Source organism: Providencia sp. PROV272 (assembly GCF_049901975.1).
Classification (GTDB): domain Bacteria; phylum Pseudomonadota; class Gammaproteobacteria; order Enterobacterales; family Enterobacteriaceae; genus Providencia; species Providencia stuartii.
In genome coordinates this window covers 445,615-459,014 of record NZ_CP096291.1, presented here as the reverse complement: position 1 = coordinate 459,014, position 13,400 = coordinate 445,615, and the positions used below count along the sequence as shown (strand labels likewise).

Annotated in this window: 13 protein-coding genes and 1 pseudogene; 3 read left to right on the top strand and 11 right to left on the bottom strand. The window is 41.4% G+C overall.

Going from position 1 to position 13,400, the window contains the following annotated elements; translation table 11 throughout:
• A complete protein-coding gene (locus M1E93_RS01970; protein WP_426207070.1) occupies positions 1 to 1,317 on the bottom strand; it encodes an MFS transporter in 1,317 nt (438 codons plus the stop codon).
• A gap of 303 nt (positions 1,318 to 1,620) precedes the next feature.
• Here M1E93_RS01970 and M1E93_RS01965 point away from each other — a divergent pair, with 303 nt between their 5' ends.
• Entirely contained in the window at positions 1,621 to 1,926 is a 306-nt protein-coding gene (locus M1E93_RS01965; RefSeq protein ID WP_426207069.1) for a hypothetical protein, read from the top strand.
• On the opposite strand, the gene M1E93_RS01960 is transcribed toward M1E93_RS01965, so the two are convergent.
• The gene (locus tag M1E93_RS01960) at positions 1,923 to 2,870 is read right to left on the bottom strand and encodes an IS30 family transposase (RefSeq protein ID WP_140035165.1); all 948 of its coding nucleotides are present in this window, start codon (positions 2,868 to 2,870) and stop codon (positions 1,923 to 1,925) included. The genes M1E93_RS01965 and M1E93_RS01960 overlap by 4 nt on opposite strands.
• Before the next feature lie 89 nt (positions 2,871 to 2,959).
• Here M1E93_RS01960 and M1E93_RS01955 point away from each other — a divergent pair.
• Positions 2,960 to 4,099 (top strand): annotated as a pseudogene (locus M1E93_RS01955) (OprD family outer membrane porin); the annotation flags it as partial.
• 510 nt (positions 4,100 to 4,609) lie between these two features.
• On the opposite strand, the gene M1E93_RS01950 reads toward M1E93_RS01955, so the two are convergent.
• Genes M1E93_RS01950 through M1E93_RS01940 form a run of 3 tightly spaced genes read right to left on the bottom strand, consistent with a single transcriptional unit; the run spans position 4,610 to position 6,650 of the window.
• Positions 4,610 to 5,680: an adhesin gene (locus M1E93_RS01950; protein WP_230084741.1), complete on the bottom strand. Its 1,071-nt coding sequence runs from the start codon at positions 5,678 to 5,680 to the stop codon at positions 4,610 to 4,612.
• Between the two features lie 47 nt (positions 5,681 to 5,727).
• Positions 5,728 to 6,249, bottom strand: a complete 522-nt coding sequence (locus tag M1E93_RS01945) for a fimbrial protein (RefSeq protein ID WP_004926037.1) — start codon at positions 6,247 to 6,249, stop codon at positions 5,728 to 5,730.
• On the bottom strand, positions 6,249 to 6,650 hold the full coding sequence (locus M1E93_RS01940; RefSeq protein WP_426207068.1) for a fimbrial protein: 402 nt from the start codon (positions 6,648 to 6,650) through the stop codon (positions 6,249 to 6,251). The genes M1E93_RS01945 and M1E93_RS01940 overlap by 1 nt, the downstream gene beginning before the upstream one ends.
• A 69-nt stretch (positions 6,651 to 6,719) precedes the next feature.
• Here M1E93_RS01940 and M1E93_RS01935 point away from each other — a divergent pair, with 69 nt between their 5' ends.
• Positions 6,720 to 7,667 carry an IS30 family transposase gene (locus M1E93_RS01935; RefSeq protein WP_140035165.1) on the top strand — a complete coding sequence of 316 codons (948 nt, stop codon included), beginning with the start codon at positions 6,720 to 6,722 and terminating at the stop codon, positions 7,665 to 7,667.
• Positions 7,668 to 7,849: 182 nt separating this feature from the next.
• On the opposite strand, the gene M1E93_RS01930 is transcribed toward M1E93_RS01935, so the two are convergent.
• From M1E93_RS01930 to M1E93_RS01905, 6 genes are all read right to left on the bottom strand, one after another.
• Positions 7,850 to 8,257: a fimbrial protein gene (locus M1E93_RS01930; RefSeq protein ID WP_104873026.1), complete on the bottom strand. Its 408-nt coding sequence runs from the start codon at positions 8,255 to 8,257 to the stop codon at positions 7,850 to 7,852.
• A gap of 39 nt (positions 8,258 to 8,296) precedes the next feature.
• The gene (locus tag M1E93_RS01925; protein WP_036942049.1) at positions 8,297 to 9,034 is read right to left on the bottom strand and encodes a fimbrial biogenesis chaperone; all 738 of its coding nucleotides are present in this window, start codon (positions 9,032 to 9,034) and stop codon (positions 8,297 to 8,299) included.
• Positions 9,035 to 9,087: 53 nt separating this feature from the next.
• Positions 9,088 to 11,604 carry a fimbria/pilus outer membrane usher protein gene (locus tag M1E93_RS01920; protein ID WP_104873027.1) on the bottom strand — a complete coding sequence of 839 codons (2,517 nt, stop codon included), beginning with the start codon at positions 11,602 to 11,604 and terminating at the stop codon, positions 9,088 to 9,090.
• 58 nt (positions 11,605 to 11,662) lie between these two features.
• Positions 11,663 to 12,244: a fimbrial protein gene (locus M1E93_RS01915; protein WP_104873028.1), complete on the bottom strand. Its 582-nt coding sequence runs from the start codon at positions 12,242 to 12,244 to the stop codon at positions 11,663 to 11,665.
• 60 nt (positions 12,245 to 12,304) lie between these two features.
• A complete protein-coding gene (locus M1E93_RS01910; protein WP_004926028.1) occupies positions 12,305 to 12,856 on the bottom strand; it encodes a fimbrial protein in 552 nt (183 codons plus the stop codon).
• Positions 12,857 to 13,053: 197 nt separating this feature from the next.
• The gene (locus M1E93_RS01905) at positions 13,054 to 13,323 is read right to left on the bottom strand and encodes a helix-turn-helix domain-containing protein (RefSeq protein WP_004926025.1); all 270 of its coding nucleotides are present in this window, start codon (positions 13,321 to 13,323) and stop codon (positions 13,054 to 13,056) included.
• Positions 13,324 to 13,400 lie beyond the last annotated feature (77 nt).

The following is a 13,400-nucleotide window of genomic DNA, read 5'->3' as shown; positions in this document are numbered from 1 at the left end:
TTAAGCCTTATCTTTATTATTTTTAAAAATTATTTTCATAATGATTACCATGGAGGCAACAAGTAATAATAAATTGAATAAAAACATTGCAGAAAAACTAACACGCTCAATTAACATTCCGCTAAACATCGGCCCTAACGCGATACCCAGCCCCAATGTAAGTGATGTAAGGTTCATAACATTTCCATCGACTTCATATTCAGCAGCAATACTCATCGTAAATGGTAATATTAGTGTCCATATATATTTAAAAGCGTAACAACTGATAATCACAAGCATGATGCTAGTATTTAAGTACATTGCTAGCACAGATGCGATTAAAAATATAAAGCAAGTAACAAAAACTAAATTTACTTTTTTACTAAATAGAATTGAAGTTCCCGCGCCCAATATACCGACCATACTTGCCGAACCTAAAATGTTATACACGACTGAAAGATCGACTTGTAACGCGCTAAGATAACTTCCAATAAATGTCCAAACACCAGCAACCACGACATTAAATAAGAAGATACCTGCTAAGCATAGATACATCTCATTTTTTACCGTACGATTTTTTACCGCTCCTTGGGCTTGTTCTTTAAAAATATTTTCCTCTTTCATTCGCCAAATAGCATCTATACCTTTAGTTAGCGGTAAAACACAAACTAACAGTATGGACACGAAAACATAAACTGAAAATATGCCATAACTTTCAAGGAATAACGGTAAAATAAACAGCCCTAAACTCCCTAATATAATTTGGCTAAATAGGGAGATACTGAACGCTCGATATGAGTTTGGCAATAACGCCATACACGAATTGGTTATGATAAAAATAGTCGATCCTGATATTGCAGAGAGGATTCTGATAGCAATATAAAGATTAAAATGATCTTTAATTAAAAAACCTGAGATAATGTTTAATACCGCGGTAAGTAGGATCATAGCCACATAAATATGATACCAGTTTATCTTTGTTTTTAACCAAAAGAAGGCAATAACGTTTGCTAACATCCCGGTTAAAATTTCTATCATATAGATAAAACCTACTTTTTCTGGCGAAAAACCAAGTTCCTTATCCATTTGAATAGTAATTAACGGTGCCCACAAGAACATCATCGGAATAAATATTCCACCTATAATAGGTGAAAGATAAACTCGCCATGTTGATAACTGCATTTTTTGAGACTTCATAGATCCGACTGATTCACTCATATCAAACCCTCTTATTTTCCATTTTTCATAATATAAATATAAATTTAAAAAACTTTTAATAGCTAAAGGTGACATTTTTTTGTTTTTATACGTCACATAATAAAATACTGGATAATGCATTAAAGGTTTTCACTTTTAAAAACAGCATTTAGAAATCCAACTCCGCAATTTAATCCAAAAAAAACAAGATCACTCAGTATAAAAACCCAACCTTACATAATATCTCGAAATCAACAGCTACCATGGTCCCTATTGGCAAATGACATTCTCTTAAATTCATAAAACCCTACTTTTCAGATTGCTTAATATTAATCACAAAATATAAATGTTATTGGCTTAGTGTTTTATTTATCACTTTGCCCTTCATTATTTATAAAAAATAAAAATCAATTAATTAATTCAATCAATAATGAGGAATAAAGAATGGCTAATTCCATGATTAAGCATACTAAAAAACTATTAGCATTAGAGATATTTTCTATATTAACCGCAAGTTGTTATATTCCTAAAATCAATGCTCAACCATTTTTTGATGATGCAACATTAAAAGGTGGTATCTATTATTGGCAAAGGGATAGATCAAGAAAAGAATTAACACCCGGCAGTGATAAATATGGTCAATATACAGATAATCTTAAACACTCATCATTAAATATAGCTCTCGACTTTTCTTCTGGTTATATTCAAGATTTTATTGGCGGCGGATTCAAGTCCGAAGTGCAACGCTAAGCCGCCTTTCTTAGCTCCGCAAACACCACCGAAGGTTGTCTGAACCCCAGACACTTGCGTGGCCTGCTGTTCAACGCTCCCTGATAGCGTTGTAAGTCTTCTTCTGTCACTGTCCGCAGGTCTGTTCCTTTCGGGATAAACTGTCTTAACAACCCATTCGTATTCTCGTTCAGCCCACGCTCATGCGAGGCATACGGATGGGCAAAGTACGTATCTGCGTTCAGTGCTTCTGCTATCGCCTTGTGCTCACTAAACTCTAGACCGTTATCGAACGTTATTGTGTGACATACATCCTGATACTCACTCAGCAGTGAGATAATGGCCTTACTGACTTCCACCGCATCCTTTGAAAACACCTTTTTTGTCAGGTAAATACGGCTTTTGCGTTCTGCCAGTGTCACGATAGCACCAGTGCCCTGTTTACCCTGCACCAAATCGGCCTCCCAGTCCCCCAGACGGCTACGGTCATCGACGACTGACGGCCGTAGCTCAATGGATACCGCATCAGGGATGCGCCCTCGTTTCTGCCCGTAGCCCTTACGATATCGCCGTTTGCCCTGCCTAAGATGCCTGTACAACTCGCCACCGCTACGCTTATCCGCATAGATATACTGGTAAATCCATTCATGGCTGACGCTAAGACCAATAATGCTGCCAATTGCACTTATTTGCTCAGGACTCCACTTCCACTCCAGAGCAAATATCACGAAATCTATGGTCTGCTGAGGAATTGTCCTTTTGGCAGATGACAGCCGCCTATCACAGCACTTCTGGTGTGCCTGTTGTGGGTTATAACCAGTATCTGAAGTGTTACGCCTCAGTTCACGGGAGACCGTGGACTTGCTTACACCGATACGGATACCTATCTCATGGCAGGATAAATTATCCTCACGCAGTATCGATATCTGGTATCGTTGTCCTTCGGTTAGTTGCTGATACTTCATACTTACTCGCTCATCTTTGGTCGGAAGAGCAGGATAGCTTATCAGTAGCTAACCGTCCTTCCATCTAACATGACCGAGCGTTGCACTTATTATCTGAATTCGCGGGCTTTGATTTTGCCGGGTATACTGCTGTCGAATTATCAAACGGCGGCCCTGCCGCACCGAATGAAATTGGCTTTAGTGATGCCAAAAATGTTTGGGATGAGAAAGGTACAGGCGACCGTAATGGGTTTACCTTCACGACCGCTGCAACAAAATTAAAATTAGGGCCATTTTGGGGTAAAGCAGGCTATATACAACCAAGTGGTCAAACTTTGTTAGCCACTAACTGGAGCTTTTTACCCGGTACTTACCGTGGTGCCGAAGTGGGGGCTGAATTTGATACCGAGGACAGTGGGAAATTTAATATTTCCTATATGTGGACGGATCAATATAAAGCGCCATGGTATCGTGAAATGTATGAATTCCGCGAAGCCGACTCAACAACCACGATTGATTATTTACACTCACTGGGTGTGAAATATGATGCCAAAAACAAGCTGGTGCTAGAGGGTGCAGTTGGTCAAGCTGAAGGTTATATGGATCAATATCTTGCCAAGATCTCTTACGCATTCCCGCTTGCTGGACGTGATTTAAGAGTATCGTATCAATTCTACGGCGCACAAGATAAAGACAATAGTGGTGGTGTTAATGATGTCTATGATGGATTAGCTTGGTTACAGGCGTTCACTTTAGGCTATACCTACGATGCTTTAGACTTCCAAGTTGAAGGAACGATGGTGCACTCTCCTGGTCAACAAGGTTACTTTTTACAGCGCATGACCTCGGCTTACGGCACTTCAAATGGTCGTATAGATGTTTGGTGGGATGCCCGTTCAGATTTCAACTCCGACAATGAAAAAGCGCTATTTGCTGGTGTGACCTATGATTTATCCAGTTGGGATCTCGCAGGTTGGAAAATCGGCACCTCTTATGTTTATGCTTGGGATGCAAAACCGAGTAATAATCCAATTTATGACCAAAGCCAACGCGTCAGAGAAAGTGCATGGAATTTTGATATTCTCTACACCATTCAAACTGGTAAAGCTAAGGATACTACCTTTAAATTACATTACACTCGTTTTGATAACCACAGCGATATCCCAAGCTGGGGTGGAGGATTTAATAACATTTTCCAAGATGAAAAAGATATCAAATTTATTGTGACTGCCCCATTTACGATTTTTTAATTAACACAATAATTTATTAAATTTATTTTTCTTGGATGCTTAGGTTTTTTAATAGCAAATGATCGTTATCTTTTCATTTATGCCGGTCATAATTATGACCGGTATTTCACTCATAACCACGGATAGCCCCTATCCATTATCGTTAAAAATGGCAATAGCAAACAAACAAGGCTAGCCAAGCTGCCAAAAATAGAAATGATATTTCCATCTGAGTTAATGCGAGCCATTATGCGAAATATCCCTCTAAATCGCGTCGATAGCATAAAACGCGATGTGTGGGTGCATTCTCGACCATGTTTAAAAAATGGTTGAGCAAAACACCTTCAAACTTTATTCAGCGTATTCATCAATAACAGAGGGTGGGTTGAGCCGCCATTTTCCTCCTAGTGCAATAAATGAAGCCAGCGAGATGATTATCTAACAAAACAGACCAAGGCACGCTTCCCAAACCTGTTTCAAGATAACTGGCTCTTACGGCTCAACCGAATAGCTTATTGTCAGCAAGACAAGTTAATCATAAGTCGCAATCAACCACGCAGATCCTCGATAATCCCCCGCAGCTGCATTTTGCCCTTGAATGCGACTGGTAATGCTGATGGTATCGAGTTGATGGATCTCAAGGTTTAAACTTTGCCCCGTTTGCCCTGTCGCTTCATCGGTCATTGTTAATTCACTATAAATGACATCGTGATGGTTTAACTGGCTTTTTAATGGCAAGCGCTTTTGAGGGTCATCATCTTTGGTGTAATCCAAACGTAATCGGATGTTAGTCGATGATTTAAACTTACAACTGTAAGTGACTTTTTCTACCACTGTACTATCGTAATTCACACTACTGAGTTTGCCATGACGTAGGCTGACGGTTTCTGCTTGCCCTGTGCTAGTCATGGTCGTGCACAGAGAGCCAATATGAATTTGTGAAGCAGCCAGCCGTAATGGAACCGTTGTCTCATTGATAGGCCAACTGTCGTAAGGCGGTACCGTTTTCTTGGCGGTATAAGCGCGAACATAGCCACCTAAATCCATAGCATTTATCACTAATTGCCCATCAATAATTCGCTCATTAATATAGAAGGTTAATTTGATTGGAAATTGGCTATAGAACTGCCCCGAAGGAAAAATGTCTCCATCAAAGCCATTAGAACAAACCGCAGCGTCAATATTGACCCAACTCATCAAGTTTGTTTCAACCGTCATGACTAAATTACTGTTGATTTGATAGGCAGGTCTCCCTTCAATATAGACACCAGCCATTGGCGCATACATAAATAAGCGATGAAATGCGTTTTCCGATGGGATGCCTACACTGCTCTCTCCCCATTGCCGACCTAAGCATTTAACATAACCGGATACACTCACATCTTTACTGGCACTATCAATTAGCATCGTATTGCCAATGCGGTAATAATTTTTTCCATTAGAGCCAACAAGTGGCGTCGCCACTAATTCACTGTTACGCTCTAATTTGATCACATACCCTGTGTTGGGGTCGACAATTTGAGCTGCGTAATCAGCCGTTGCATCTAAGCTATTTATCATTAAAGATAAACCTATCATCCACGCATAATTTTTAGCTGTCATATACCTACGACCATCATCTTTAAAATCACACATCGCTTTAGCCCTTATTAGTCATACGCGACTAAAATTGTCATAGCAGAAGTGAACTTGCCCGCCGCTAATTGTTCAGCAGGAATGCGATTAACAAGGCGCGCCTGTAAATCAGTTTGGTATTCGGTAGCGCTAAGCCGTTGTGGGTTAATTCGTTGCAGCTTGTTCATCGCCAAAGGACGGATGCCCCCGTCGATGACTTCATTGAAAGAGATCCCTAATCCAGAAATTGAGGTCGCTAATACTGTTTGCCCATTATGAATGAATGTATTGTTCCCTTTCGGCGCCAGCATAATCGCTAAATCTTTATTAAAGTCACACCCTGAAAGTTGAATCGCAAACGCTCTATGGTGCGAAGCGCTATTTAATTCATCAAACTTTACCGTACCGAAATCTATTTTTAACGTAGAGCCATGATGTTCACTGTGAATATTGCAACTAGGCGCCACCATAGTTGCACTGACCTCCACTAAAACATCTGCGTGAACTAACGAGCCAAATAGCATTAACACGGTGATCAGTGTCTTGTGTTGTTTCATTATTCGTACTCCACCACAAATGTCGCCGTGCCTTTAAAATCCCCCGTTTTGATTTCACCGCTTGCAGGTTTACGAACAAATACCCCAAAGTTTAATTGTTGGCGATTATCTACGACTGACACGACACCAACCTTAATGGGTTGATTCCAAATAACAGGCTGCTTGTCTTTATCCATTTCTATCAATCCAAGTAACGCCCCGCTTGCGCCTTGCGTCGTTAGATAATGGTTACCATCAATGTCGATTAATTGATGGCTTTGCCATGTTAGACGGATTATTTTATTCAGATCAGATGGGCTACATTTATTAATTTCAATAAAAAAGGGAAACACGTCGCTGACGCTATGTTCATTAAGATATTGTTTACGCGAATTCAGATAATAAGTGCAACGCTCGGTCATGTTAGATGGAAGGACGGTTAGCTACTGATAAGCTATCCTGCTCTTCCGACCAAAGATGAGCGAGTAAGTATGAAGTATCAGCAACTAACCGAAGGACAACGATACCAGATATCGATACTGCGTGAGGATAATTTATCCTGCCATGAGATAGGTATCCGTATCGGTGTAAGCAAGTCCACGGTCTCCCGTGAACTGAGGCGTAACACTTCAGATACTGGTTATAACCCACAACAGGCACACCAGAAGTGCTGTGATAGGCGGCTGTCATCTGCCAAAAGGACAATTCCTCAGCAGACCATAGATTTCGTGATATTTGCTCTGGAGTGGAAGTGGAGTCCTGAGCAAATAAGTGCAATTGGCAGCATTATTGGTCTTAGCGTCAGCCATGAATGGATTTACCAGTATATCTATGCGGATAAGCGTAGCGGTGGCGAGTTGTACAGGCATCTTAGGCAGGGCAAACGGCGATATCGTAAGGGCTACGGGCAGAAACGAGGGCGCATCCCTGATGCGGTATCCATTGAGCTACGGCCGTCAGTCGTCGATGACCGTAGCCGTCTGGGGGACTGGGAGGCCGATTTGGTGCAGGGTAAACAGGGCACTGGTGCTATCGTGACACTGGCAGAACGCAAAAGCCGTATTTACCTGACAAAAAAGGTGTTTTCAAAGGATGCGGTGGAAGTCAGTAAGGCCATTATCTCACTGCTGAGTGAGTATCAGGATGTATGTCACACAATAACGTTCGATAACGGTCTAGAGTTTAGTGAGCACAAGGCGATAGCAGAAGCACTGAACGCAGATACGTACTTTGCCCATCCGTATGCCTCGCATGAGCGTGGGCTGAACGAGAATACGAATGGGTTGTTAAGACAGTTTATCCCGAAAGGAACAGACCTGCGGACAGTGACAGAAGAAGACTTACAACGCTATCAGGGAGCGTTGAACAGCAGGCCACGCAAGTGTCTGGGGTTCAGACAACCTTCGGTGGTGTTTGCGGAGCTAAGAAAGGCGGCTTAGCGTTGCACTTCGGACTTGAATCCGCCTTACGCAAATAACCTAATTGAATTTGTTTATTAATAGATCCCGCTGCAATTTGGCAATCGTGATGAATAAGTTCACTTTTAAATTCAACATTTAAATGATTTTTACCCAACGCATGTAATGGGCTGAAAGAGCATATGGCAATTAAGATAAATGCTTTATTCATAACTCACCTCTAGCCCCACTCTATTTTGATTTTTATTGAGTTCAGGAAGCGGTATTGGGTTATTGCCATTATCTAAGCTCATCTCAAAATATTCCAATACAACGCCTTGCCGCATATCAATAAATTGTACTTTGACAGGCGTTTTCGCAGCCCCTTTCAAAAGGGCACTGTCACGAAATAGCCCACCACTTCCACATCCTGTCAAAATAGCCTCAGTGTGGCTGATTAAATTACAAGGAGCATGAAATAAAACAGCATTAACCCTTACCCATCCTTGTAATAGCTGCCCATCATTGTCTCCCGTTATCAATGTATTGGATATCAATGGCGCGGCTTTTGCCCAATTACCTATAGCGCCAATCAGAGCAAGTAGACATAGCAATACAATTTTTGAATTCATTATTTCCTTCCTTTTTATTGTTTGCTGCCAAGATGGCTATCACAGCTCCTCTCTCACGGTGCAAATCGCATCAATACAACGAAATGCCAGAGTTGGCTTGCCACCGTAGTCGTTAATGTAAGTAAGATAAGGAGTTGATAATGAAGGTGATATAATGTCGTGCGTTGATTTAGGTGGAACCATAACAACATCAAAGCGACTTTGTTCAGATTGAGATTTGCTGTTACCTAAGCCAATAACAGTTAAATGAAAAGGCGTATGATTATTCAGTTGATAACCTTTTGCCGTTCTCGCCAGTGTGATCTTATGTGCCCATTGTGTCTGCGACTCTGACAAAATATTCTTAGGGCGATAAAACAACTTAACGCGAGACTGCAACGCAATTTGTAATGTATTTCCTTCTGTCGATTTAGGAGGTACTTCCCGTAAATTAAAATAAAATACCGATTCTCTATCTTGCGGCAATTGTTCCAGCAGCGGTGTCACACTTAATCGCACTAAACTATCGCTATTGGGTTCAATTCGCTGCAAAGGTGGTGTCGCTAAAATCGCCCCTTTGGTTAATTTATTTCCTTGTAAATCTTCTATCCAGCTTTGTGCCAAATAAGCTTCTTCAGGATTATCATTCGTGATCCTGATATTGATCGCGCGTTCATCTCCGGGAAAAACGATCCGAGTTCTATCTAATGTGACGGCACTATGCGCATATAGCGTGGTTAGCAACAGAAATAAACAACAACCGACAAACAGCCCATGACGTAAATATAAATTCAACATACCTAACCTCATAAACCTAATTTAATTATTTTTTACCTAGATGATGAATGAAACTACAACTTCCCCCGTAGGCATGGCAGTAACAACATGTCCGACGACACAACAAACGTCTCTGGCAATTTGATCCCGCATTGCTTTTGGTTATCCCAATAAACAAATAACGACTCTTGTGCCGAAACGCCCACTAACCAAGTCACTCCATCTTCCCCGACAATACCTAATTCACGATTATCAGCATTGCGTACACTGGCACCAAAAGGCGGTTTCTTGCCGTTCTCTAATGACAAAATGGCAAAGAGTTTTTCTCCCTTCATCACCGTTAAATGGCGATAACCAATCGCTCCTTTAGTGAGCGTAATATCGGTTGTCGACGTTAACGTCTCTAAATTATCGGGTAATTTGCTGGTATTAATGGATGCAGTAGACTTACGATAGCTATTCACATTTGGGATCACCGCTAACCCAAAAGCGTTGGTTTTGATCACGCCATTATCTAAAGGCACGCCGCTGATCCCCGACGTATCTATCATTAATCGCGTGTCACCATTTGCTGAACGATGTAATGCAACACCTTTAGCGGTCGCGGTTATTCCACTGTTTATGGAGGCTCCCACACTACGATATTCATGCGGTACATAGCTGGCATTTGCTGAGATATTCGCTTGCGATAAGTCTCGAGAATAGAAACCACTAAGGCTGGTTTGGTTATCCATGTTTTGGCCATGGTGATAACCCATATTTAAGCTGTAATTATCGGTCGTGTTGTAGCCGCTATAACCCACGTTGTGATTGAATTGATTATGACCGGATGAGCGAGAGTAAAGCTCTGAAAACGTTAAGCTATGCCCTGTATAAAGAGGAACCGTTAGGTATAGATTAATTGCATCATCTTCAAAACCATTATCCCGCTCTGTTCGCGTAGCAGACAGCGATAAACTCGCCCCATGTTGAGATAAGGCTGGCAAGTTGAGATGGGTACTTGCATACATCCCATATTGTGTTTGAGGATCGTTTTGCCAATAAGTACTGTATTGATAATTTAAGGAAATATTAAAGTTTTCAAAGTACTTATTCAGGTAAATTTGATAATTCGTTTTCGGCGCATAGGGGGTAATACCTGTACGCGCCTCATCAGAAAATTGTGTCAACGTCCGGTAGTCTTTATCGGCAAAACGGTAGCCTGCAAATGTAATATCCGTACGCAAATCATCAAAGGATTTAGCATAGTTGACTCGATAAGAGCGCCCTCGTCGCTTCTTATCTTCAAGATCAGCAAAGGACTGAGTGATATCAACGGAAATAGCGCCAATGGAAAAAAGATCACGCCCTAAACCTACCGCTAGCGCCTGATAATAACCATTTAACTGAGAGCCTCCGTACAATGACCAAGCATTAGAGACGCCATAGGAAAACTCGCCACCAATAACGGGCTTACCTGTAAGATGATGGCTATCATAACGCGTTTTTCCACCGACTAACTTATAAATAAGGCGTCCCGGCCGCGTTAAATAAGGCAGTGACGCTGTGCTAACCGTAAATGTCTTCTCTTCACCATTTTCTTCTCTCACGGTGACATCCAATATACCGCGTATCCCACTCTCTAATGTTTGAATACGAAAAGGCCCTGGTGGAACAAGCGTTTCAGAGATAACCCTATCTTGGCTACGGACGATCACCGTCGCATTGGTATTGGCTACGCCGATAATTTCAGGTGCATAACCAACCAGCTTGGGAGGGAGCATTCTATCGTCACTTTCTAATGACACCCCGCTATATTGCCAAGCGTCAAAAATATCAGAATAAAAATAATTCTCGCCTAACGTCAAAATAGCGGCTGACTCTGTTAATGAAGTGAATGCATATAACCGGCTGAAATCAAACTGATGTGTTTCTTGTGGCGAGTATCCTCCACGCTGTTTTTGGTAGCTTCCATTATAATCCCCGCGAAAGCGCCAAGCGCCGGTATTTATCCCCATCGTTCCATTGGTTGATAAATAAACTCGTTTAGTGCCGCCTTTTTCTTTTGTTGCTGACGCGTTCGCATTGAAATCCATAAATCCCCCGTTTACACCTTCCTCCCATAATGCTGGCGGTATCCAGTAGGGATCTCTGTACTCCATCCACATTTGAGGGATAGTTATTTTTAATGATAATGTCGATAGCTCAACTTGAGTTTGAGCCCCGGATAACAATGATAAATCTAGGCATCGCCCTTCGTTTAACGTGGTTAATTTGCGCTTTGCAGAATGCGTCAATCCTATTAATTGCAGCATATCTGTTGGTATACAAACAAATGGAGAGCGTTGCTCGGCAGAAGGGCTTTTCTCATATACGGAAATATCACGTGGGGCGCCTAAGCGCAGCCCATTAACCCACACAGTTAAAACATAATCTCCCGGCGGTACATATCCGGCGACAGAGAATCGGCTTATATCGATATTTTGCAGATCTTCTGCATCCAGCACATCAGTATTGAATTCAGCAGCACTCGCGCCCCATGTCGTCAGGCCAAACGCCAATAAAATAACCCGCCGTAGTTTGCTATGTTTAAACACCATGCTCTGTTCCATCCCTAATACGACAAAGAAGCACCTCAAAAATAAGTGATGAGACCCTTATTTCTGTTTCTTATTGATAGTCGATGAAAAAACGAACCAAACCTTGATAGCTACCTGCTTGAATCGGTTGCCCTGTCAGCTCTAGTTGTAAGAAGTAACGTAAAAAAAGAGTCTCCCCAGATTTGTCTTGCCGTAACACGTGGTTAGACAAAAAATAGCGCTGCTCAGGAACCAATCTTTTTCGTTGTTCATCCAATACGGAAATGCCTAAGCCGTGTGAAGGCCCCTGTAATACAAAGGCATTTATATTTTGAGTTGTATGTCCGGAAAAACGTATTGACCATGTTTTACTGTCGATTGTCGAGAGCATGCTGCCGCAACCATGTAGCTCAATGATAAAGGGTTGGCTATAGCGCTCACGACCGCTGGCTGTGGATAATAGCGTTAAGGTCAACGGGGAAAAATTGATTGTTTGGTAACGATCAGTCATAGCTATTGAACAGGGAGTGGCAATCACTGTTCCTACTATTCGGGTCATTCCATTGAAAGAATGGCGCTGTGTATCAATCGCAGCATACACGGTAGCGTGACCAAGTACCCACAGCATCATGAATTGTATAATGTGGCGACTAAAATGTTTGTAAGCACTCACAGCACCCTCCGCATGCCTTGATGGTTCCGCCAGCAAAAGGCTGGCGGACGGCTATCCTGTTTACTGGTAAGTAATTCGGAAGTTGGAGGTTGCATTGAACTGCCCTTCAACAACATCTTTTGTTGTGTCTACGGCTTTCGCAAATGCTTTGAATTTTAATGTATTATCTCCTTTTTTGTTCGCTATCCGCGATAAAACATCCTTCGCTTTACCGAACTCAAAACCCTCAATACCAACACCGACATTATTCGTGTTGCCCACCGATGTTGAGAGTAATGTGCTTGCAGCGTCAGCATAGCTTTTACCTGTAAACACCAATTCCATGGTTTTCACTGCCATTGGCTTTCCTTCTGCATCTTTATCGAAGTCCGTAAAATCACATCCCGTGAATTCAATATTAAAATCCACCTCGGCAACCCTACCATTCTCAAGTGCACGACGAGAAAGCTGTCCGAAATCAATGGTTTGTTTTAATGATGATTGGGCGATATTACAGGGGGTACTGACGACTGTACCGATAAAATCCACTGTACCTAAGTTATCCGCAGTCGTGTTGAAAGAGGCAACAGATGTAGCAACAACAACCACTTGCGTGAATTTTACTAGTTTCATGTGTTTTTCCTTTCAATATAAAATAAGACTTAAATTGCTATAAATTCATCATAAGGCATTGATATGATGGAATTTACTAATTGATTCTTAATAGGTAACAATAAAAAAATCATCCCTGATCAAACCGCTTTCGTCTCCTTGCATACGCAATGGCGCTTCGCGTATAAATTACCGTCGTTAAATTCTGCTACTGGAGGCTATCTGTAGAGTTTTAATTCCGCTATTTCAGCCGAATAATTTGCCATCACTTTGAAAAAAAAGTCTGACCAATCCATATCTAATCCTTTTAATAAAACATCTAATGTTTCAATGCTGATACTTGTTTCTCCTCGTTCGTAACGGGAAATTTGTTGTTGGCTAATATGCAACATTTTTCCAAGTTGAAGACCAGTTAAAGATTTACCTCTTCTCGCTGCTCTTAAAAAATCACCAATATCTTGTCTTAATAAAATTCTATTTTTGCTCATATTAAAAAACCAATCGTCAGATATTTAAGTTTCATAATAAAGTCACTATTTTTAAATAGCCTTCTCTTATTACTAAT